The following is a 21,280-nucleotide window of genomic DNA, read 5'->3' on the forward strand; positions in this document are numbered from 1 at the left end:
CGGGATCATCCAGCTGCCGCCGACGCACAGCACCGGATCGATCGCCAGCCAGTTGCCCGCGGTCTCCAGTGTCACCCCGCCGGTGGGGCAGAACCTGCACTGGCCGAACGGTGCGGCGAGCGACTTGAGCGCGGGGATCCCGCCTGCCGCCATCGCCGGGAAGAACTTGAAATGGGAGAGGCCCATGTCGAGCCCGCGCATGATGTCGCCGGCATTGGCGATGCCGGGCAGGAAGGGAATGCCGCTCTCGATCGCCGCCTTGCCCAGATTTTCGGTGAGGCCGGGCGAGACGATGAATTCCGACCCGGCCTTGAGCGCCGCGTCGAGCGTCTTCGGATCGATCACGGTACCAGCACCGACGATCGCGCCTTCGACCTGCTTCATCGCGGCGATCGCTTCGAGCGCGGCGGGGGTGCGCAGCGTCACCTCGAGCACCTTGAGACCGCCCGCGACCAGCGCCTCGGCCATCGGCACCGCATCGGCGACATCGTTGATGACGATCACCGGGATGACCGGCGCGGTCCGCATGATGGTTTCGATCGCGATTGCAGTCATGCGGCATTCTCCTGGGCAAAGGCGGCGGCGGCCCCGAACAGGCCGGGCTGGGGATGATCGATCAGCTTGACGGGGATCGTCTCCATCAGCTGCTGGAACCGGCCCTTGGCGACAAAGCGCTCCTCGAACCCGGACTGCGGCAGACGGTCGGCGATCCGCTGACCAAGGCCGCCCGCGATTACCACCGCGCCCGCGCCCTGTGCCAGCGCAAAATCGCCCGCCGCCGCGCCCAGGCTGAGGCAGAAGCGGTCGAACGCAGCGGCGGCCAGGCTGTCCTCGCCCGACAGTGCGAGCTGCCACAGCGCCTTGTCCTCCATGCTGACGACCGCGCGGCCCTCGATGCTCGCCAGCGTCTCGTAGATTGCGGCGAGGCCTGGCCCCGAGCAGACGCGCTCGACCGAGACGCGGCGGTGCTGGCGGCGCAGCCGGTTGAGAATGGCATCCTCGATCGAATCGAGCGGCGAATAGTCGACATGGCCGCCCTCGGTCTCGACCGCGCGATAGCCATCGGCACTGCGGACGACATAAGCGACGCCGAGGCCCGTGCCGGGTCCGATCACGGTGATGACGCCCTTTTCGGGCAGATCGCCTTCCGGGCCGCACAGGTGCGAATAATGGTCCGCCCCGCAATGCTGGACGGCGTGCGCGACCGCGCCGAAATCGTTGATCAGGATGTAATCATCGACATTCAGCTTTTCGCGCACCAAGGCAGGGCGGATGACCCAGGGGTTGTTGGTCATCTTGAGCACCTCGCCCCGGATCGGGGTGGCGAGCGCGATGGCCGCCGCGCGCGGCAGGGGCTGGCCGATCGCCTGACCGAAGGCCTCCCAGGCGGTCTGGAGGCTGGCATATTCGGCACATTTCAGCGTGACCGGCTCACCCAGATGGGTGACGCGGCCCTGCTCGATGGTCGCGAGCGCAAAGCGCGCATGGGTGCCGCCAATGTCTGCGGTAACGATCTGCATGATGGGGTGCCTGTCAGATTATATGAACTGGTGAACGGTTAGTGCAGCGTCCCTCGACTGCGCTCGGGACAAACGGGGGAGTTGTGTGGTTGCCGACCAAGTAACCTCTCCGAGTTCCCGAGCGAAGTCGAGGGACGTGATGTGCAACCTCTCGAGAACGCTCCTCTCACAATCCCGCCATCGCCAGCATCGCGCTCGCGCCCGCTTCCGCATTGTCGCTGCTCGCGCGCATCAGGGCGAACAGCTCGCGCCCGGTGCCCATCGGCTGCGCAGGCTGGCTTGCGGTCGGGCGAGCTTCCCATTCGGTGCCGTCCACCGCAACGCTGATCGTGCCTGCGACCGCATCGAGCCGCACAACATCGCCATCGCGAATCCGTGCCAGCGGGCCGCCGTCGCACGCCTCTGGCCACAGATGGATCGCCGCGGGCACCTTGCCCGAGGCGCCCGACATGCGGCCGTCGGTGACCAGAGCCACCTTGAACCCGCGATCCTGCAGCACGCCGAGCGAAGGCGTGAGCTTGTGCAGTTCGGGCATGCCATTGGCGCGCGGACCCTGGAAACGGACGACCACGACGACGTCGCGATCGAGCTCGCCAGCCTTGAACGCCGTGAGCACCGCATCCTGATCATCGAACACGCGTGCGGGTGCCTCGATGATCCAGCGCGAGGGATCGACCGCGCTGGTCTTGACGATGCCGCGCCCCAGATTGCCTTCGACCAGCCGCATCCCGCCATCGGGCTGGAAAGCGGCGCTGACCGGGCGAAGCATCGCCTCGTCGCGCGTCACCTCGGGCGAGGGGGCGAAGCCGAGCGCGCCCTCCGCGTCGAGCACCGGCTCGACCGCATAATCGAGCAGCGACTGGCCCGACACGGTCAGGATATCGGTGTGGAGCAGGCCTGCACCCGCCAGTTCGCGGAGGACGAAGCCGATGCCACCGGCGGCGTGGAAATGGTTCACGTCGCCCGATCCGTTGGGATAGACCCGCGCGAGCAGCGGGATGATCGCGGACAGCTCGCTCAGGTCCTGCCAGTCGATATGGATGCCCGCCGCGCGCGCCATCGCGGGCAGGTGGATCGCATGGTTGGTCGATCCGCCGGTGGCGAGCAGGCCGATGGACGCGTTGATGATCGCCTTTTCGTCGACGCAATGGCCGAACGGGCGGTAGTCCTCGCCATCCCAGCCGATCTGCGTCACGCGGTGCGTTGCGGCGCGCGTGAGTTCCTGGCGCAGCTTGGTGCCGGGGTTGATGAAGGCGGAGGCGGGGACGTGCAGCCCCATCATCTCCATCATCATCTGGTTCGAATTGGCGGTGCCATAGAAGGTACAGGTGCCCGCGCCGTGATAGCTCGCGGCCTCGGCCTCGAGCAGTTCGTCGCGGCCCACCTTGCCCTCGGCATAGAGCTGGCGGACGCGCTGCTTCTCCTTGTTGGCCAGGCCCGAGGGCATGGGCCCAGCCGGCACGAAGATCGTCGGGATATGACCGAAGCGCGCGGCGGCGATGAACTGGCCGGGGACGATCTTGTCGCAGATGCCCAGCACCAGCGCGCCCTCGAACATGCCATGGCTCATCGCGACGGCGCTCGACAGCGCGATCGTGTCGCGGCTGAACAGCGACAACTCCATGCCGAGTTGGCCCTGCGTCACACCGTCGCACATCGCAGGCACGCCGCCTGCGACCTGCGCGGTCGCGCCGACCTCGCGCGCGAAGATCTTGATCTGCTCGGGGTAGCGGCCATAGGGCTGATGCGCCGAGAGCATGTCGTTATAGGCGGTGACGATGCCGATGTTCATCGCCTTGCCCGATCGGATGACGGGCTTGTCCTCGCCCGATGCGGCAAAGCCATGCGCCAGATTGCCGCACGACAATGTAGGGCGGTGCACGCCCTTGTCGCGTTCGCGTGCGATGAAATCGAGATAGGCCTGGCGACCGGGACGCGAGCGTTCGATGATCCGCTGCGTGATCCGTTCGAGCTCGGGGTGAAGGCTGGTCATGTTTCGCTCCAGAAGATGGTGACCGGTGCCTGCGCGGCTTTCAGCAGCCGCGCGATCGGCAGGTCGTTGGCCCCGGACAGGGCATCGTCGAGCACCTTGCGCTTGTCTGCGCCCTTCAGCACCAACATGATATGGCGCGCGCGCACCAGCGCCGACAGGGTCAGCGACAGCCGGTCGAACGGCGCTTCGGGCGGCAGCGGATCGGGGGTCAGCTGCACCACCTCCAGCGCGCCATCGGCATGCGGATCGGTATTCGGAAAGAGCGAGGCGATATGCCCGTCTGCGCCCATGCCCAGCCAGACCAGATCGAAGGGCGGCGGGGTCGCGCCTGCCTCCAGCGGCACCAAGGCCGCGCCGGTGGCGGCGAGCGAGCGTTCGAGCAGGCCGAAATTGCTCGCCGCATGGTCGGTCGGCACGCAGCGGTCGTCGGTCAGCCAGACCGCGACGTCGACCCAGCCGATATCCTCGCGCTCGGCCAAAGCGGCGAGGATCGGGCCCGGCGTGCTGCCGCCGGGCACCGCGATCGCGCGCGGCTTGCCGCCGGCGAGCATCCCGGCGATGAAATCTGCGATCGCCTCGATCGAGGCATCGGGCGCGAATTGCGCGCCGGCGGTGGCGGCCGTGTCAGTCATTCCAGCTCACCCCGTCGCGTTCGGTGAGCGCGATCGCGGCGCTTGGCCCCCAGCTGCCCGATCCATAGGATTTGGGCTCGATCGCATGGTCGGCCCAGGTCTTGCGGATCGCATCGATCCAGCGCCACTGCGCCTCGACCTCGTCGCGGCGGACGAACAGGGTGGGCTCGCCATCGATGAGGTCGAGCAGCAGGCGTTCGTACGCGATGCGGCGCTGCGCCTTGGAAAAGGCGGCGGTGAGCGACAGGTCGAGCGGCACCTCGCGCAGCACCAGCCCGCCGCGATCGAGCCCTGGCTCCTTCGCCATGACGAGCAGGCGGACATATTCCTCGGGCTGCAGGCGGATGACCAGCCGGTTGGCCGAAAGCCTGCCGCCGCGCTGCGCGAAGATATTGTGCGGCACCTGCTTGAACTGGATCACAATCTCGCTGCGCCGTTCGGCGAGCCGCTTGCCGGTGCGGAGGTAAAAGGGCACGCCCTGCCAGCGCCAGTTGTCGACATGCGCCTTGATCGCGACAAAGGTCTCGGTGTCCGATGCCTTGCCGAGATCGTCGGCATAGCTGTTCACCGATTTTCCGCCGACCGCGCCGGCGCCGTACTGGCCGCGCACCACCTCGTTGGGCGAGACCAGGCGCAGCGAGCGCAGCACCTTGACCTTCTCGTCACGGATCGAGGTGGCGTCGAACTCGGCGGGAGGCTCCATCGCGGTCAGCGCGACCAGCTGCAGGATATGGTTCTGCACCATGTCGCGCAGCGCGCCGGTATCGTCGTAAAAGCCATGGCGACCTTCGAGGCCCACGGTCTCGGACACGGTGATCTGGATATGCTCGATCCCGTTGGCGTTCCACAACGGCTCGAACATCATGTTGGCAAAGCGCAGCGCCATCAGGTTCTGCACGGTTTCCTTGCCGAGATAATGGTCGATGCGGAAGGTGCGGTCCTCGGGGAAGGCGTGCGCCACGGCATCGTTGATCGCGCAGGACGAGGCGAGGTCGTTGCCGAGCGGCTTTTCGAGCCCGATGCGCACCATCTCGCCCGCCAGGCCAGCGGACTTGAGCCCCTGGATGGTCGGCGTGAACAGGAAGGGCGCGGTCGAAAGGAAGATCGACATTCCGCCCGAAATGTCGCCCAGCCGATCGGCCAGCGCGGCAAAGCCCTCGATCTTCGACGCGTCGAGAGGTTGATAGCTCAACTGCTTGAGGAAGCTCGCGATCTTGTCGTCATCCTTGCGCGCCTCGGGCAGGAACTGCGCCAGCGCTTCGCCCGCCATCGCGCGGAACGCCTCGTCGTCGAGCTCGCTGCGCGCGGTGCCCATGATGCGCAGATCGGCGGCGATCAGCCCGTCGCAATGCAGCGCATAGAGCGAGGGCAGAAGCATGCGCTTGGATAGGTCCCCCGTCGCGCCAAAGAGAAGGAGCGTCCGGGATTGCGCATTCGCCATGTTTGAATCCTATCCTTTTTTCGTGACCGCAGCCGCAGCGGGTCATCTGTTAGGGTCGGGTCGCGCCGGTGTCCACCGGTCAAACCCGATGTATAGCTATGCATTGTTTTGCAATCGATTGCAATTGTCGGTTCCGCGTCATGAAACAGGGATTTGCCGTTAGGGAACGCGACTTTTGTTGCGTGTCATCCGAGCGCGCGCTCGAGCGCGGCGGCAAGCCGCAAGCCCGCGCGCAGCACCTGGGTACGCACCACCGGGATCAGTGCCTCGATATCGGCGTCGCTGTGCCGCGCGCGCTCGTCGGGGCTGAGCGCGGGTCCGCATGCGGGACCATGCTGCGCGGTGGGATAGGCGACATCGCGCGACAGCTCCCAGGCCTCACGCGCCCAGTCTTCGACGGCGCCGCCGGTGACAGCGGCGCGCTCTTCGGCCGAATAGGTGCGCACCAGTGGCAGGCCTTGCGTGATGGCGCGCTCGGCGATCGGGCCGTCCCACAACCGGTGCAGGTTCATGCGCCCCTCGACGATCCCATAGGCCGCGCTCACCCGGTTGCCGCCCAGATCGCCGCGATCGCCTGCGTGCATCGGCTGGTGCATGTCGCCCATGGTGTGGACGAGCCAGGCCAGCGCCTCGAGCCGGGCGTGCGCAGGCAGCTTGCGGTCGGCCAGCAGTGCCTCGTTGCGCGCCACCTGGGCGGGGACGCAGCTGCCATTGGGGCAATTGGCCTTGATGTCGAACGGCTTGCAGATGTCGATATTCACATAGTGCCAGGGCGCCGTATAGCCCCAGCGCAGGTCGTCGCGGCGGATGCAGTCAGCCCAGACGCTGGCGTCCTCAATGGTCCTAAGCGGACATTCGGGGGTCGCAAGCTGCTTTTCCTGCGCGAGCAGCGCGCGGATCCGCGCGCGCACCCTGGGCGAGACATTGGCCTCGGCAATCTTCGCAATCACGCGGTGGCCATAATCGCCCCAGGCCAGCGCCGGGCGGGCGGCGAATGCCGTCACCGCGAGCGCGGCAACCAGAACCAACCGGATCAGGCGTGTCATCTCAATTCCTTGCGGATCACCAGCTTGAGGCCCGACCAGATCGCATCGACCGCGCAGACCTTCACGTCGACCAGCCCCATGGGCAGGGCCACGCTGCGGATAACGTCCTCGGTAATGTCGGTATTCATCTTCGCCGCCCTTTTCGGCCAGCTGACCCAGATCATGCCGTCACGATCCATGCTGACCATCAGCCGCACCAGTTCGCGTTCGAGCACCGCGCGTTCGGTGGTGAACAGGTGCGCGGCGGCAAAGCCTTTTGCGGGGTCACCCACGATCTCGAGCGCTTCTACCTCGGCAGCGATCTCAGCCCGCACGGTATCGGGCATGCTATCGAACCACACGCGCATTCCGGGCTTGAGGCCGAGCTTGCGGGCGAGGGGAGTGCCGGAATAGCCTGTGGTCATTGGCACTACCCCCTTGCTCAGGTTGCGCGTGGCTTAGCCTTCCATCCAGTCCCTGAAGAAGGCCAGATTGGCTTCGCGCAGTTCCGCAACCGAAACGCTGGCCCCAGACGCAAACGCCACGGCATCCCCGCCCGTTGTGCCGATGACCTGCGCGCGCACGCCGCCAACCTCGGCCGCCGCAACGACCGCAGCGCTATCGCTCGTGGTCACGACATAGCGTGCCTGGCCTTCGCCGAACCAGAAGCCTGCATCGCCTTCGGCCGACAGCGTCGCGCCCATACCCGATGCCAGCGCCATCTCGGCGACCGCGACCGCGAGGCCGCCGTCCGAAATGTCGTGCACCGCGCTTACCTTGCCGCCGGCGATCAGCGCCGCGATGACGCCGCCCGATTCCAGCTCGCCCTTGAGGTCCACCTGCGGCGGCGCGCCCTCGCGGCGACCGTGCAGCACGTCGAGCCAGAGCGACTGGCCGAGTTCGGCGGTGCCGTTGCCGCCGATCACGACGATGGTTTCACCCGCCGCCTTGAACGCCAGCGTCATCATCTGGCCCAGGTCCTCGATCAGCCCGATCGCGCCGATCGCGGGCGTGGGCAGGATCGCGCGGGCAACGCCGTCGGGACCCGTGGTCTCGTTGTACAGGCTCACATTGCCGCTGACGATCGGCATGTCGAGCGCCTTGCACGCCTTGCCCATGCCCTCGATACAGCCGACGAACTGACCCATGATCTCGGGCCGCTCGGGATTGCCGAAGTTCATGCAATCGGTGGTCGCCAGCGGCTTCGCGCCGGTGCTGACCAGGTTGCGATAGCATTCGGCGATCGCCTGCTTGCCGCCCTCGAACGGATCGGCAAAACAATAGCGCGGGGTGCAGTCGGTGGTGACGGCAAGGCCGCGATTGGTGCTGTGGATGCGGATGACGCCGGCATCGCCGCCGGGAATCTGCACCGTGTCGGCCATCACCATGTGATCGTATTGCTGCCAGATCCAGCTGCGGCTGGCGAGCGCGGGTGAGGCCATCAGCGCGGTGAGCTCTGCGGCCAGATCGGTGCTGGCGGGCACGCTCGCCAGCGGCGCGGGCGGCGGGGTGGTGACATAGGGCCGGTTATAGCTCGGCGCATCGTCGGCCAGCGGGGCGAGCGGAATGTCGCACACCGTCTCGCCCTTGTGCTTGAGCACCATATGGCCGGTCTCGGTGACATGGCCGATGACCGCAAAGTCGAGCTCCCACTTGCGGAAGATCGCCTCGGCGAAATCCTCGCGGCCGGGCTTCAGCACCATGAGCATGCGCTCCTGGCTTTCCGACAGCATCATCTCGTACGCGGTCATGTTCGTTTCGCGCTGCGGGACGTTGTCGAGATTGAGCTCGATGCCGACGCCGCCCTTGCTCGCCATCTCGACGCTGGAGGACGTGAGGCCGGCGGCCCCCATGTCCTGGATCGCGACGATCGCATCCGACGCCATCAGTTCGAGGCACGCCTCGATCAGCAGCTTTTCGGTGAACGGGTCGCCGACCTGCACGGTGGGGCGCTTTTCCTCGCTGTCCTCGCCGAACTCGGCCGAGGCCATGGTCGCGCCGTGGATGCCGTCGCGGCCGGTCTTCGATCCGACATAGACGATCGAGTTGCCGGGGCCGGAAGCGGCGGAATAGAAGATCTTGTCCTGCTCGGCGATGCCCACCGCCATCGCGTTGACCAGGATGTTGCCGTCATAGGCCGGGTCGAAATTGGTCTCGCCGCCCACGGTCGGCACCCCGACGCAATTGCCGTATCCGCCGATCCCTGCGACCACGCCCTGTACCAGATGCTTCATCTTGGGGTGGTCGGGACGACCGAAACGCAGCGCGTTCATCAGCGCGACCGGCCGCGCGCCCATGGTGAACACGTCGCGCAGGATGCCGCCAACACCCGTGGCCGCGCCCTGATAGGGCTCGATATAGCTCGGGTGGTTGTGGCTCTCCATCTTGAAGATGGCGGCGAGCGGCTTGCCGTCGGGGCCGGGGCCGATATCGACCACGCCCGCATTCTCGCCGGGGCCGCAGATGACCTGTGGGCCGGTGGTCGGCAGCGTCTTCAGATGCACGCGCGAGCTCTTGTAGCTGCAATGCTCGGACCACATGACCGAGAAGATGCCCAGCTCCACCAGATTGGGCTCGCGCCCCAGCGCGGCCAGGATGCGCTGATATTCGTCCGGCTTCAGGCCATGTTCGGCCACGATTTCCGGGGTGATGGTGCCTGCGGGCGGTGCAAGAGTGTCGCTCATGGCCCCGCGCTTTACGCGCAGGTGCGCGCAGAAGGAAGGGGGAGAATGCGCGGAAAATCGATGCCGCGCCTGGGCGTCGGGGGCGGGTCCGCCATGTCCTGCGAACCCGCCCGTCCGCTGTCAGCGATCGCTGGTGATGTCCGTGCGGGCCAGCGGGGTGACGTCGCTGCGCTTGAAGCGCACCTCGCTGTCTCCCACGGTACCGGTGACGCGCTTGTCCGACACGCGCAGATTGAAGCGCTTGCCCGAGCGGGTTTCGGTGCCATCGATGATCTTGGTGTCGCCGACCATCTTGACGGTATAGACGTAACGGTCGCCGTCATGTTCGAACGTGACCTGTTCGGGCTGGGCGGTCTGGGCAGCGGCAGGCAGTGCCAGCAGGGTCAGCGGGAGGGCGAGAAGGCTGAGTTTTTTCATGATGGGGTTCCCTGTTCTGAGGAATTGAACTGCCGTCATCATCCTCTGTTATTGTGCGGTGCAGCATGTCCAAACGCCGCTTAGCTGGCAAATGCAATTACGGCTTTCGCAGTTGCAACATCAGCAACCGGTGACTGGCGGCACGGGCGCAGGTTCGCAACCGCCTTGACCGGGCGCAGGCCAGCGGTCAAAGCTGTGCGCATGAGTGAAGCCCAAGCCATTCCTGCCGATCTGTCGTTCGAAGATGCCCTGAAGGAGTTGGAGGTCATCGTCCGCCAGCTGGAATCGGGCGACGTGCCGCTCGATGCGTCGATCAGCCTTTACGAGCGGGGCGATCTGCTGCGCGGCCATTGCCAGAAGCGGCTCGACGCGGCGCAGGCGCGGATCGAGAAGATTCGCGTCGGAGCGGACGGCCAGGCGGCGGGCACGACTCCGTTCGATGCGGGCTGACGGCGAGCCAATGCGCGCGATGGTTCAAACCGGCGGGCAGACCGGGGCAGGGGAGCAGCGACAATGACAACCGCCATCAGCGATACCGCGCTGGCCGATGCCTTCCGCCAGATTTCCGCCGATGTCGATGCGTGTTTCGATGCGCTGCTGGCCGTGCCCGACGATCCGCGCGCGGTGCTCTATGAGGCGATGCGGCATGCCGCGATCGGTGGCGGCAAGCGGGTGCGTCCGCTGCTGCTCACCGCGACAGCGGCGATGTTCAATGTCGATCGCGGCCTGGCCGTGCGCGTCGCCTGCGCGGTCGAGGCGATCCATGTCTATTCGCTGATCCATGACGACATGCCCTGCATGGACAATGACGACATGCGCCGTGGCAAGCCCACGGTGCACAAGGCGTTCAACGATGCCGTGGCGGTGCTCGCAGGCGATTCGCTGCATGCGCTCGCCTTCGAGATTCTTGCCGGGCCGCAGTCGCACCCCGATCCGTTCATCCGCTCCGAGCTGATCTACACTCTGGCCGAGGCGAGCGGCCCCAATGGCATGGCCGGCGGGCAGATGATGGACCTGGAGGCGGAAAAGGCGAAGTTCGACCTGCCCACCGTCACCAAGCTGCAGCGGCTCAAGACCGGCGCGCTGATCGCCGCTTCGGTGGAAATGGGCGCGATCCTGGGCAATGTGCCGGTCGAGGGGCGCAACCCCTTGCGTGCCTATGCCCGCGATATCGGCCTCGCCTTCCAGATCGCCGACGACATCATGGACGAGACGGGCGACGAGGCCAAGGCCGGCAAGGCGCTGCACAAGGACGTAGCGGCGGGCAAGGAGACTTTCCTGTCGCTGCTGGGGCTCGAGCGCGCGCGCGAACAAGCGTTCTTCCTCGTGGATCAGGCGATCGGCCATCTCGCCAGCCATGGGCGCGAGGCGGACCTGCTGCGCGCGCTGGCGCGCTATATTGTCGAGCGCGACAACTGACCGCAAAAGCGGCATCACAAGGGGAAGAAGATCATGCGGATTGGCGTTTATCCCGGGACGTTCGATCCCATCACGCTGGGGCATATGGACATCATCCAGCGCGGGGCCCAGCTGGTCGATCACCTGATCGTCGGCGTCACCACCAATATCGCCAAGAGCCCGATGTTCTCGGACGAAGAACGCATGGAAATGGTCCGCCGCGAGGTCGCCGAGATCAGGGACGCCAACATCACCGTGGTCGGGTTCAGCTCGCTGCTGATGGACTTTGCCGAGGCCCAGGGCGCTTCGGTGGTCATTCGCGGCATCCGCGGCGTCACCGATTTCGAATATGAATATCAGCTCACCGGCATGAACCGCCAGCTCAACGACCGGATCGAGACGGTGTTCCTGATGGCCGATGTCGCGCTGCAGCCGATCGCCTCGCGGCTGGTCAAGGAAATCGCGCTCTATGGCGGCGCCATCCACCGTTTCGTCACCGATGCGGTGCGGATCGATGTCGAGAAGCGCGTGCGCGAAACGGGTCTGAAAGGGTGAGCGAGCGCACAGCGCGCGGCACCCAAGTTCATTCATGACAGGCTCAGATGCTTTGGCTATAGCCGTGCCCGAAATGGGGCAGGCTTTGCCACGCCGCCCCGGATGAATGGAACAGGAATGCCCGGTTATATGCCCAATATCTTGAAATCGCTTGCTGCCCTGTCGTTCATCCCGATGCTGCTCGCGCCGATCGCTGTCCAGGCGCAGGAGACGGCGCCGACCGACCAGTCGCAGATCGAGGCCGACCGGGCCGCCGCCCGCGCCGCGCGCGAGGCCGAGAAGGAAGCCGCCAAGGTCCGCAAGCAGCAGCAGGAAGAGGCCGAAAAGGCCGAGAAGCAGGCGCAGAAGGAAGAGGACAAGAAGGCCAAGGCTGCCGAAAAGGCGGCACGCGAGGCAGCCGAAGCCGAGGAAGAAGCCTCGGAGGCGAAGAACAAGGAAGCCCGCAAGGCTGCGCGCAATGCCGAAAAGGATGCCCTCGAACAGCGCGACAGCAACGCCGCCGACGCTTCCGTCATGGCCGCCCCGCTGGTGCCGACGCCCGACAAGGCCGATCCCGACAATATCCTGTATCTCGACCTGTCGACCGGCGGCCGCGTCACCATCCAGCTTTATCCCGAAATCGCGCCCAACCATGTCGAGCGGATCAAGACGCTGACCCGTCAGGGTTTTTACGACGGCATCATCTTCCACCGCGTGATCGAGGGCTTCATGGCGCAGACCGGCGATCCCACGGGCACCGGTACCGGCGGATCGGACCTTCCCGATGTCGCGGCCGAGTTCAACAAGTTCCCGCATCTGCGCGGCAGCGTGTCGATGGCGCGCGCGCAGGACCCGAACAGCGCCAACAGCCAGTTCTTCATCGTCTTCTATCCGCGCTTCTCGCTCGACAACAGCTATACCAATTTCGGCCGCGTGATCTCGGGCATGCAATATGTCGACGCGGTGCCGCGCGGCGAGCCGCCGAGCAGCCCGGCGCGTATCCTGCAGGCCTCGCTCAAGTCGCAGAACAAGCCCGAGCCGAATTATGCGGCGCAGGCCCAGCCCGCCGAGCGCGCGATCACCGTCGACGACCTCAACGCGCCGATCAGCAACTGATCGCTTCCCCGGCAATCTTGCAATCCAACGCTATTCCCGCGAAAGCGGAAATCCCGCTTGGCACCTGACGGTGAACAGAGAGCGGGGCCCCTGCCTGCGCGGGGGGGGCACGGATCTTGCTGGAGCGATTGCACCCGACGATGCGCGTTGACGAATTCGATTTCGACCTTCCCCAGGAACGCATAGCGCTGCGCCCGGTGCGCCCGCGCGATGTGGCCAGGATGCTGCACGTGCAGGGGCGCGCGATGGCCGACGCGACGGTGCGCGACCTGCCGCGCCTGCTTCAGCCCGGCGACTGCCTGGTGTTCAACGATACCCGCGTCATCCCCGCGCAGCTCGAAGGCGTGAAGCTGGGGAGCGAGGCGCGCATCGGCGCGACGCTGCACAAGCGGATCGACCTGCGCCGCTGGCAGGCGTTTGTGCGCAACGCCAAGCGGCTGCGCGAAGGCGATGTCGTGCATTTCGGCGCGGGCGTGATGGCCGATGTCGAGAGCAAGGCCAATGACGGCTCGATCGTCTTCGCCTTTCAGGGCGACGAGCCGGTGGAACTGCTGCTCGAGCGCGCGGGCACGATGCCGCTGCCGCCCTATATCGCCAGCAAGCGTGAGATCGACGCGGCCGATCGCGAGGATTACCAGACCCGCTTTGCCGAAAAGGACGGCGCGGTCGCCGCGCCCACCGCCTCACTGCACTTTACCGACCGGCTGATGGCCGAACTCGCCGAGTCGGGGATCGAGCATGCCATGCTGACGCTGCATGTCGGTGCGGGGACCTTCCTTCCGGTCAAGGCCGACGACACCAACGACCACCAGATGCACGCCGAATGGGGGCGTATCGATGCCGACACGGCGGACCGCCTCAATGCCATCCGCGCGCGCGGCAACCGCGTGATCGCGGTGGGGACCACCGTGCTTCGCCTGATCGAGAGCGCCGCGGGCGACGACAATATCATCCGCCCGTTCGAGGGCGATACCGCGATCTTCATCACGCCGGGCTATCGCTTCAAGGGCATTGACGGGCTGATGACCAATTTCCACCTGCCGCGCTCGACGCTGTTCATGCTGGTCTCGGCGCTGATGGGACTCGATGTGATGAAAGCGGCTTACGCTTATGCCGTTGAAAATGAATACCGTTTCTACTCCTACGGGGACTCTTCACTGCTGCTTCCGTAAGGGTCTTTTGGTAGGTGGTTGATGGGTGCCCAGCTAACGCGTGTTGGGTAGCGGGTGGGCAAAAGTGAATGCTGAAAGTGCTCTCGATTGGTCCTGTTCATTCGTAATTATGGGATCACAGGTTCGAATCCTGTAAGCGGCACCACCCTTCCACAAGGCAAATCTGAGGTTCCCAGTGGAAACGCCATCCGTCTTGGGGCGGTCGTGGGTGCTTGCCGGGGCATGTTTGGGCTGGCATCCAAGGTTTGTCCGACCGGTACTATGAGTGGCAGAAGTGGTCGATAGTTGAATGTAAGGCTCGACGTCGGAATGTTGGGACAACACCCGTTTGGGAAATTTGCTCTCAAGCCAAGAAAGTTTCGAAGTCTATAGCTTTTTCTTGCGAGCCGCTTGCTTTCGGCGCTGCTTGCGATTTCCAGAGTATACGTCTCCGGGCTTCTGACTAACATCAGGATATTCCCGCCCATGATAACTCTTTTGCTTCAATTTCCCCATAATCCCCAATTTTTTACAATCTTGCCTAACCTGCTTTCGATCAGCGTCTGTCCACTGCGTTTGTTCTGCATAAATTATGTCTTCGGATGAGCCCCTGCTATGACCAGGCGGCTCGGTCGCTATACCTATGATTTTTTCTAGATAGTTATGTCGCATCAGAAGTGATTGCGCGTATGACTTTAAGTAAAATGCGCGAAGTTGGCGGTAATTCTCATAGCCACCTGTTTCATCCATCCACGGCATGTACTGGAGCGTAAGAAAGAAGAAGCCCGTTTCACAATTTTTTGACCCTCGCGGAGAAATCATGGCTCTAAAAAAAACTTGCTTGTTAAGACTAAGTTCCAGTGCCCCTCTAATGGCCTCGCTGTGCGCCCGCCGAATATAGCGATTTTGCAACGCCATATGTCGGACAGCTATCTCACTGTTTGTTAGCGAATAGGTATATCCAGGAAGGACGATCGATGTACCGTCCAATAAATGATTTGTAAATGTTTCAATTAGCGGCGACGCGGGTCACCGCTTCCTCGCTGCGCGTCGCCGCCTGGGTGGCAGCGGCGGCCATCTCCGCCTGCGCATTGCGCGCCGCGCTCAGGTCCGCGCGCAGCGCCTGCATTTCGGCCTCGAGCCTGGCCAGCCGTTCTTCCAGCGCCGCCTCGCGCGCGGTCTGGGCCATGGCCAGCTCCGGCGCCATCAGCGCGCTTGCGGCCAGCAAGGCCGCCCCCATCGATCGATAACCCCTCGGCATCGCTCTCTCCTCAACCTGCGCCGGGTGATCCCGGTCGCAGCCTCAGTCTTTGCCGATTGACCATCGCCTTCCAGAGCGACCATGGTCGGACATCTACGACCTTCGTCTAATGGTCGGCGCCTCGCCTCCGGGCTTATCATGCCCCCAGCCCTGCGCCCTCAGACGCAGCCAGACGAGGAGAGTGACCATGGCCGACGCCGTCTATCCCGTGCCCGCCGACTGGGCCGCCAACGCGCTGATCACCGCGCCGGTGTACGAAGAGCGCTACCGCATGTCGATCGAGCAGCCCGACGCCTTCTGGCGCGAGGAAGCGCAGCGGATCGACTGGATCAGGCCGTTCACCAGGGTGAGCGAGGCAAGCTTTCACGAGGCCGATTTCGGTATCAACTGGTTCGCCGACGGCACGCTCAACCTTGCCGCCAACTGCCTCGACCGGCACCTGGCCGAACGCGGCGATCAGGTCGCGATCCTGTGGGAGCCCGACAGCCTCGACGAGGCATCGCGCGCGATCACCTATCGCGAACTGCACGAACAGGTCTGCCGCTTCGCCAACCTGCTCAAGGCGCAAGGGGTGCGCAAGGGCGAGCGCGTGACGCTGTACCTGCCGATGGTGCCCGAGGCCGCGGTCGCGATGCTCGCCTGCGCGCGGATCGGTGCGATCCATTCGGTGGTGTTCGCCGGCTTCTCGCCCGAAGCGCTCGCCGGGCGCATCCAGGATTGCGACAGCCGCGTCGTCGTCACCGCCGATGAAGGGCTGCGCGGGGGCAAGAAGGTCCCGCTCAAGGCCAATGTCGATGCCGCGCTCGGCCATCATTGCGAAGCGGTGGATACCGTGATCGTGCTGAAGCATACCGGCGCGGACGTGCCGATGACTGAGGGCCGCGATATCGACTGGGCGATGGGCGTCGCCGCGCAATCCGCCGATTGCCCGCCCGAGGAAATGGGCGCCGAGGACCCGCTGTTCATCCTCTACACCTCGGGCTCGACCGGCAAGCCCAAGGGCGTGCTGCACACCACCGGGGGGTACAGCGTCTGGGCGTCAATGACCTTCCAATATGTCTTCGACTATCGCCCCGGCCAGATCTACTGGTGCGCGGCGGATGTCGGCTGGGTCACCGGGCACAGCTATGTCGTCTACGCCCCGCTGATGAATGGCGCGACCACGGTGATGTTCGAAGGCGTTCCGACCTGGCCCGATCCTTCGCGCTTCTGGCAGATCGTCGACAAGTTCGGCGTCGAGATCTTCTACGGCGCGCCGACCGCGCTGCGCGCGCTGATGCGCGAGGGCGATGAGTGGGTCACGAAGACCAGCCGCAAGACCCTTCGCCTGCTCGGATCGGTGGGCGAGCCGATCAACCCCGAGGCATGGGAATGGTATCACCGCGTCGTCGGCGAGGGCCGCTGCCCGATCGTCGATACCTGGTGGCAGACCGAGACCGGCGCGTGCATGATGACCCCGCTGCCCGGCGCGCATGCGCTGAAGCCCGGCTCGGCCGCCAAGCCGATGTTCGGGGTGAAGCCGCTGCTGCTCGACAATGAGGGCCAGCTGATCGAGGGCGCGGGCGAAGGCTGTCTGGTCATCGATCGCAGCTGGCCCGGCCAGATGCGCACCGTCTGGGGCGATCACGAGCGCTTCTTCCAGACCTATTTCACCACCTTCAAGGGCCTGTATTTCACCGGCGACGGGTGCAGGCGCGACGCGGACGGCTATTACTGGATCACGGGGCGCATCGACGACGTGATCAACGTCTCGGGCCATCGCATGGGCACCGCAGAGGTCGAAAGCGCGCTGGTCGCGCATCCCAAGGTCGCCGAGGCCGCGGTGATCGGCATGCCGCACGCGGTCAAGGGCCAAGGCATCTATGCGTTCGTGACGACCAATGTCGAGGTCGAGCCCGACGAGCAGCTGCGCCGCGATCTGGTGCAATGGGTCCGCCGCGAGATCGGCCCCATCGCCACGCCCGACATCATCCAGTTCACCCCCGCCCTGCCCAAGACCCGCTCGGGCAAGATCATGCGCCGCATCCTGCGCAAGATCGGCGAGAACGACCTGTCGAACCTCGGCGACATCTCGACGCTTGCCGATCCGCAGGTTGTCGAGCATCTTGTCGCAGGCCGACCGCAAATGGCAGATGCGACATAGAAACGATCCTGATCGCGGATGACCACCCGCTGTTCCGCCAGGCGCTGGTCCTGGCGGTCAGCCGGGTCGCTCCGCAGGCACAGATACTGGAAACCGGAACGCTGGCCGCAGCCGCTGCTGCCGCCAGCACCGCACAAGAGCTGCGCTTGATCCTGCTCGACCTCAAGATGCCCGGCGCGATGGGCTATTCGGGCATCGCCATGCTCCATGCCGAGCGGCCCGAAGTGCCGATCCTGGTCGTCTCGAGCGCCGAAGGCGCGGCGGTGGCCGAAGAGGCGCGGCAGCTCGGCGCGGTCGGTTTCCTCTCGAAGGACAGCGATCTCGGCACGATCGAAGCGGCCATCGCACGCGCACTGGGCGGTCGCGCACCGACCACCACCGCAGCACTAAACGCGCCCGAGCCGCTGCCACAGGACGTGGCGGGCCTCACCCCCACCCAGCTGCGCGTGCTGCGCGAGGTGATCGACGGCAAGCTCAACAAGCAGATCGCGCACGATCTCGCGATGAGCGAGGCGACGGTCAAGGCGCACATGACCACGATCATGCGCAAGCTCGGCGTGCAGAACCGCACCCAGGCCGCCCTGGTCGCCCGCTCGATGGGGCTCGACCTGCAGCATTAGGCGGGTTCGCGGACCCCCGAAGCGACATTGGCGAGAAAGCCGCCGATCAGGTCGGCGCCGGCCGGCTTGGCGATCAGCACCACGCCCATTTTCGCCGCGCGCCGCGCGAGGTCAGGCGATCCCTGCGCGGTCACGAGCGCGGCGGGAAGACCGGGGTGCCGCTCGCGCAGCGCCGCGATCAGCGCGAGGCCATCGATCGAAGCGCCGAGCTGAAAGTCGACCAGTGCGGCATCGAACGGCCCCGGCTCGGCCAGCGCCGCTGTCGGACCGTCGGCCCCGTGCGCATCATGACCGAGAAGGCTGAGCAGGCTGGTCGTGCCCTCGACGATCAGCGGATCGTTGTCGATCACCAGCACCTTGAGCGCGCGATCAGGCCAGGGGACGGGCTGAGGCGCGGCCCGGGGGGCTGGCGCCGCGATCGCATCGGCGGCGGGCAGCGACAGGCTGAACCGGCTGCCCCTGCCCGGCACCGACTTGACCTCGATCACCCCTCCGAGCAGCCGCGCGATCCGTTCGGACAGCGCCAGCCCCAGCCCCAGCCCTTCGGCCTCGACCGCGCCCAGCCGGGTGAATTCGGCGAAGATCGCGTCGATCTGGTCCTCGGCAATGCCCACCCCGGTATCGATGATGTCGATGCGGATGCGGTTGCCGCGTCGCCGCGTGCCGGCCAGAACCCCGCCTTCGGGCGTGTAGCGCAGCGCATTGGAGAGAAAGTTCTGCAGGATCGAGCGCAACAATCCGGGATCGGTATGGACATGCCCGAAAAGCGCGCCGGTGCGCAGCGACAGAACCTTGTCCTCGGCCATCGGCGCGAAGCTTTCGACCAGATCGGTGAGGAACGGTTGCAGCGCCACCGGCTCGGGGCTCGGCTCCACCCCGCCAGAATCGAGCCGGCTGATATCGAGCAGCGCGCGGATCAGCCCGTCGGCCGCGCCGATCGCGCTGTCGATCCGCTGGGCGAGCTGTTGCGTGCCCGGCTCGGCATCGCGGGTCAGCGCGGCGGTGAACAGCCGCGCGGCGTGCAGCGGTTGCAACAGGTCGTGGCTGGCGGCAATGCTGATCGGCGAGGAACTGCGCGGACGGCCCGCCGACGCGCCGTTCGTCTATCGCCACCAGGGCAGCCTTGCCACCATCGGCCGCAAGAGCGCCGTCGCCGATTTCGGCTGGCTCCGCCTCCACGGCGCGCCCGCCTGGTGGCTCTGGGGCGCGGTCCATATCGGCTTCCTCGCGGGCTTCCGCAACCGCGCCGCCGTGGTCGTCAACTGGCTGTGGAGCTATGTGACGCAGCGCGCGGGAATACGGCTGATCACGATGGGGGAGCGGGGGGTGGTCAGGCTGCGCGCGGCTTCTTCAGCGGAATGACCAGCCGTGCGTTTTCGAACCACTCGTCGGTCAGTTCGGGAGCGACATCGGCATCGTCGGCAATCTGCCGAGCGATCTCGCCATCGGATACGGCATCGATCTTCGCGAGATTTTCAGGCGTCGCCCAGGTCCTGGCAAAGGCCAGGGCCTCATCCCGGGAGACTTGCTCGGTATCTTCTGACTTCGCGGTCATTGGCTTTCCGGAAACTCACGATGCGGCGATTAGCGCCGCGCCATGTGTAGACTACCACAAAGATGTGGTTGTCCAAAGCCGCGATGGGGCCCGTCGCAATGAAGCGTGGCTCGCCATAATCCTGCCGGGTGTCCTGCTCTTCGATGAAAGGACCATCGAAAAGCAGGGCCGCCAGCTGGAAGGGCAAACCACGCTCATGGATATTGATGTTGTTCTTCACCGGATCGAACTCGATCACCGGTGCAATTACTCCGCCGCGATCCCCGCCTGCTTGAACATGTCCTCGCTGTCGTCGATCACGGCGACCTCGTTGGCGGCGCTCTTTTTCTGGCGCTTGTCGAAGGCGGCCCACACGTCGTTCCAGTTGCCGCGCGTCGCGCCCTTGGAATATTCGGTCGCGCGGGTTTCGAAGAAGTTGGCGTGCTCGACGCCGTTGAGCAGCGGGGCGAGCCAGGGGAGGGGGTGGTCCTCGATCATGTAGATCGCGGGCAGGCCCAGCTGGCTGAGGCGCCAGTCGGCGATATAGCGGATATAGCGCTTGATCTCCTTGGCGGTCATGCCGCTGACCGGGCCCTGTTCGAACGCCAGGTCGATGAACGCATCTTCCAGCCGCACGGTCTTCTGGCAGCAGTCGATGATGTCCTCCTTCACCGCCTTGGTCAGGCAGCCTCGCTCAGCGCAGAAGGCGTGGAACAGGCGGATGATGCCTTCGCAGTGCAGGCTCTCGTCGCGCACCGACCAGCTGACAATCTGGCCCATGCCCTTCATCTTGTTGAAGCGCGGGAAATTCATCAGCATCGCGAAGCTCGCGAACAGCTGCAGCCCTTCGGTAAAGCCGCCGAACATCGCGAGCGTGCGCGCGATGTCCTGGTCGCTGTCGACGCCGAAGGTCGCGAGATAATCGTGCTTGGCCTTCATCTCCTCATATTCGAGGAACATGCCATATTCGCTTTCGGGCATGCCGATGGTGTCGAGCAGATGGCTGTACGCGGCGATATGCACGGTTTCCATGTTGCTGAACGCGGTCAGCATCATCTTGACCTCGGTCGGCTTGAACACGCGGCCGTAATTCTCGTGATAGCAGTTCTGCACCTCGACATCGGCCTGGGTGAAGAAGCGGAAGATCTGCGTCAGCAGGTTGCGCTCGTGATCGGAGAGCTTCTGCGCCCAGTCGCGGCAATCCTCGCCCAGCGGCACCTCTTCGGGCATCCAGTGGATCTGCTGCTGGCGCTTCCAGAAATCATAGGCCCAGGGATATTCGAAGGGCTTGTACTGAGTGCGGGCTTCCAAGAGAGACATCGTGTTACTCCGAATTCCCCTCTCCCCACGGGAGAGGGAGGGGCCCAGGCAAAGCCTGGGAGGGTGAGGGTGATGCGGCGGGGTTCAGGCTGTCGCCCTCACCCTCCCGCGACTTCGTCGCTCCTTCCCTCTCCCTTGAGGGAGAGGGATATGGCGTCCACAACATATTCCGGGTCGGGCAGCACATCGCTGTTCCAGAACCGGATGACCCGATAGCCCTGTGCTTCGATGAAGCGCGTGCGGGCCGCGTCATATTCTGCCTGCTGATCGTGCTGGCCGCCGTCCACTTCGATCACCAGCTTCTCCCGGAAGCTAAGGAAATCCGCGAAATACGGCCCGATCGGCACTTGTCTACGAAACCGCGCAGTCGGGAAATTCTCTCGCAACGCCAGCCAGAGAGCGCGCTCCGCATCCGTGGCGTCGCGGCGCAACTGGCGGGCGCGGGGGACAGTGCCGGATGGTTGATTGCGATAGGTGCGCATTATGGCCCG

The 21,280-nt window shown here is 65.3% G+C and carries 23 protein-coding genes and 1 pseudogene; 8 read left to right on the forward strand and 16 right to left on the reverse strand.

Going from position 1 to position 21,280, the window contains the following annotated elements; genetic code table 11:
- From eda to DM995_RS15640, 9 genes are all read right to left on the reverse strand, one after another.
- A partial coding sequence (gene eda / locus DM995_RS15600; protein WP_116970005.1) for a bifunctional 4-hydroxy-2-oxoglutarate aldolase/2-dehydro-3-deoxy-phosphogluconate aldolase occupies positions 1–555 on the reverse strand: 555 nt, incomplete at its 3' end.
- Positions 552–1,520, reverse strand: a complete 969-nt coding sequence (gene glk / locus DM995_RS15605) for a glucokinase (protein WP_116970006.1) — start codon at positions 1,518–1,520, stop codon at positions 552–554. The genes eda and glk, both read right to left, overlap by 4 nt.
- Positions 1,521–1,686: 166 nt before the next feature.
- A complete protein-coding gene (edd, locus tag DM995_RS15610) occupies positions 1,687–3,513 on the reverse strand; it encodes a phosphogluconate dehydratase (RefSeq protein ID WP_116970007.1) in 1,827 nt (608 codons plus the stop codon).
- The gene (locus DM995_RS15615; RefSeq protein WP_116970008.1) at positions 3,510–4,145 is read right to left on the reverse strand and encodes a 6-phosphogluconolactonase; all 636 of its coding nucleotides are present in this window, start codon (positions 4,143–4,145) and stop codon (positions 3,510–3,512) included. Before DM995_RS15615 ends, edd begins: the two co-directional genes overlap by 4 nt.
- Complete coding sequence (zwf, locus tag DM995_RS15620) at positions 4,138–5,586, reverse strand: glucose-6-phosphate dehydrogenase (RefSeq protein ID WP_116970009.1); 1,449 nt, start codon at positions 5,584–5,586, stop codon at positions 4,138–4,140. Before zwf ends, DM995_RS15615 begins: the two co-directional genes overlap by 8 nt.
- 185 nt (positions 5,587–5,771) lie before the next feature.
- A complete protein-coding gene (locus tag DM995_RS15625) occupies positions 5,772–6,632 on the reverse strand; it encodes a S1/P1 nuclease (protein ID WP_116970010.1) in 861 nt (286 codons plus the stop codon).
- The gene (locus tag DM995_RS15630) at positions 6,629–7,036 is read right to left on the reverse strand and encodes a DUF3052 family protein (protein WP_116970011.1); all 408 of its coding nucleotides are present in this window, start codon (positions 7,034–7,036) and stop codon (positions 6,629–6,631) included. The genes DM995_RS15625 and DM995_RS15630 overlap by 4 nt, the downstream gene beginning before the upstream one ends.
- 33 nt (positions 7,037–7,069) lie before the next feature.
- Positions 7,070–9,295, reverse strand: coding sequence for a phosphoribosylformylglycinamidine synthase subunit PurL (gene purL / locus DM995_RS15635; protein WP_116970013.1), 2,226 nt, complete (start codon positions 9,293–9,295; stop codon positions 7,070–7,072).
- Positions 9,296–9,415: 120 nt separating this feature from the next.
- Positions 9,416–9,712: a hypothetical protein gene (locus DM995_RS15640; protein ID WP_023837923.1), complete on the reverse strand. Its 297-nt coding sequence runs from the start codon at positions 9,710–9,712 to the stop codon at positions 9,416–9,418.
- A gap of 201 nt (positions 9,713–9,913) precedes the next feature.
- On the opposite strand from DM995_RS15640, the gene DM995_RS15645 reads away from it, so the two are divergent.
- The 5 genes and pseudogenes from DM995_RS15645 (at position 9,914) to queA (ending at position 13,932) form a co-directional block, all read left to right on the forward strand.
- Positions 9,914–10,162, forward strand: coding sequence for an exodeoxyribonuclease VII small subunit (locus DM995_RS15645; protein ID WP_023837922.1), 249 nt, complete (start codon positions 9,914–9,916; stop codon positions 10,160–10,162).
- Between the two features lie 63 nt (positions 10,163–10,225).
- Positions 10,226–11,131: a polyprenyl synthetase family protein gene (locus tag DM995_RS15650; RefSeq protein WP_116970015.1), complete on the forward strand. Its 906-nt coding sequence runs from the start codon at positions 10,226–10,228 to the stop codon at positions 11,129–11,131.
- Between the two features lie 33 nt (positions 11,132–11,164).
- On the forward strand, positions 11,165–11,665 hold the full coding sequence (gene coaD / locus DM995_RS15655) for a pantetheine-phosphate adenylyltransferase (protein WP_023837920.1): 501 nt from the start codon (positions 11,165–11,167) through the stop codon (positions 11,663–11,665).
- Positions 11,666–12,211: 546 nt separating this feature from the next.
- Positions 12,212–12,760: pseudogene (locus DM995_RS15660) on the forward strand (peptidylprolyl isomerase); the annotation flags it as partial.
- Positions 12,761–12,900: 140 nt separating this feature from the next.
- Positions 12,901–13,932: a tRNA preQ1(34) S-adenosylmethionine ribosyltransferase-isomerase QueA gene (queA, locus tag DM995_RS15665; RefSeq protein ID WP_116970017.1), complete on the forward strand. Its 1,032-nt coding sequence runs from the start codon at positions 12,901–12,903 to the stop codon at positions 13,930–13,932.
- Between the two features lie 366 nt (positions 13,933–14,298).
- Here the strand turns inward: queA and DM995_RS21345 are convergent, their stop codons facing one another.
- Together DM995_RS21345 and DM995_RS15670 are read right to left on the reverse strand one after the other, a co-directional pair.
- Positions 14,299–14,829, reverse strand: coding sequence for a hypothetical protein (locus tag DM995_RS21345; RefSeq protein WP_157973238.1), 531 nt, complete (start codon positions 14,827–14,829; stop codon positions 14,299–14,301).
- A gap of 91 nt (positions 14,830–14,920) precedes the next feature.
- A complete protein-coding gene (locus tag DM995_RS15670; RefSeq protein ID WP_198669386.1) occupies positions 14,921–15,172 on the reverse strand; it encodes a hypothetical protein in 252 nt (83 codons plus the stop codon).
- Between the two features lie 187 nt (positions 15,173–15,359).
- On the opposite strand from DM995_RS15670, the gene acs reads away from it, so the two are divergent.
- Together acs and DM995_RS15680 are read left to right on the forward strand one after the other, a co-directional pair.
- Positions 15,360–17,315 carry an acetate--CoA ligase gene (acs, locus tag DM995_RS15675; protein WP_116970018.1) on the forward strand — a complete coding sequence of 652 codons (1,956 nt, stop codon included), beginning with the start codon at positions 15,360–15,362 and terminating at the stop codon, positions 17,313–17,315.
- Positions 17,312–17,935 carry a LuxR C-terminal-related transcriptional regulator gene (locus tag DM995_RS15680; RefSeq protein ID WP_116970508.1) on the forward strand — a complete coding sequence of 208 codons (624 nt, stop codon included), beginning with the start codon at positions 17,312–17,314 and terminating at the stop codon, positions 17,933–17,935. The genes acs and DM995_RS15680 overlap by 4 nt, the downstream gene beginning before the upstream one ends.
- On the opposite strand, the gene DM995_RS15685 is transcribed toward DM995_RS15680, so the two are convergent.
- Positions 17,932–18,996, reverse strand: a complete 1,065-nt coding sequence (locus DM995_RS15685) for an ATP-binding response regulator (RefSeq protein WP_116970019.1) — start codon at positions 18,994–18,996, stop codon at positions 17,932–17,934. The genes DM995_RS15680 and DM995_RS15685 overlap by 4 nt on opposite strands.
- Here DM995_RS15685 and DM995_RS15690 point away from each other — a divergent pair.
- Entirely contained in the window at positions 18,989–19,297 is a 309-nt protein-coding gene (locus tag DM995_RS15690; protein ID WP_198669387.1) for a hypothetical protein, read from the forward strand. The two genes, DM995_RS15685 and DM995_RS15690, sit on opposite strands and share 8 nt — an antisense overlap.
- On the opposite strand, the gene DM995_RS15695 is transcribed toward DM995_RS15690, so the two are convergent.
- The 4 genes from DM995_RS15695 to DM995_RS15710 form a co-directional block, all read right to left on the reverse strand.
- On the reverse strand, positions 19,266–19,490 hold the full coding sequence (locus DM995_RS15695; protein WP_116970020.1) for a hypothetical protein: 225 nt from the start codon (positions 19,488–19,490) through the stop codon (positions 19,266–19,268). The genes DM995_RS15690 and DM995_RS15695 overlap by 32 nt on opposite strands.
- Positions 19,447–19,728, reverse strand: a complete 282-nt coding sequence (locus tag DM995_RS15700; protein WP_116970022.1) for a BrnT family toxin — start codon at positions 19,726–19,728, stop codon at positions 19,447–19,449. Before DM995_RS15700 ends, DM995_RS15695 begins: the two co-directional genes overlap by 44 nt.
- Before the next feature lie 8 nt (positions 19,729–19,736).
- A complete protein-coding gene (locus tag DM995_RS15705) occupies positions 19,737–20,789 on the reverse strand; it encodes a ribonucleotide-diphosphate reductase subunit beta (RefSeq protein ID WP_116970023.1) in 1,053 nt (350 codons plus the stop codon).
- Positions 20,790–20,887: 98 nt separating this feature from the next.
- Positions 20,888–21,271: an endonuclease domain-containing protein gene (locus DM995_RS15710; RefSeq protein ID WP_116970509.1), complete on the reverse strand. Its 384-nt coding sequence runs from the start codon at positions 21,269–21,271 to the stop codon at positions 20,888–20,890.
- Between the last annotated feature and the right edge of the window lie 9 nt (positions 21,272–21,280).

The sequence above is a fragment of the Blastomonas sp. UPD001 genome (genome assembly GCF_003426715.1).
In the GTDB taxonomy this organism is placed as follows: domain Bacteria; phylum Pseudomonadota; class Alphaproteobacteria; order Sphingomonadales; family Sphingomonadaceae; genus Blastomonas.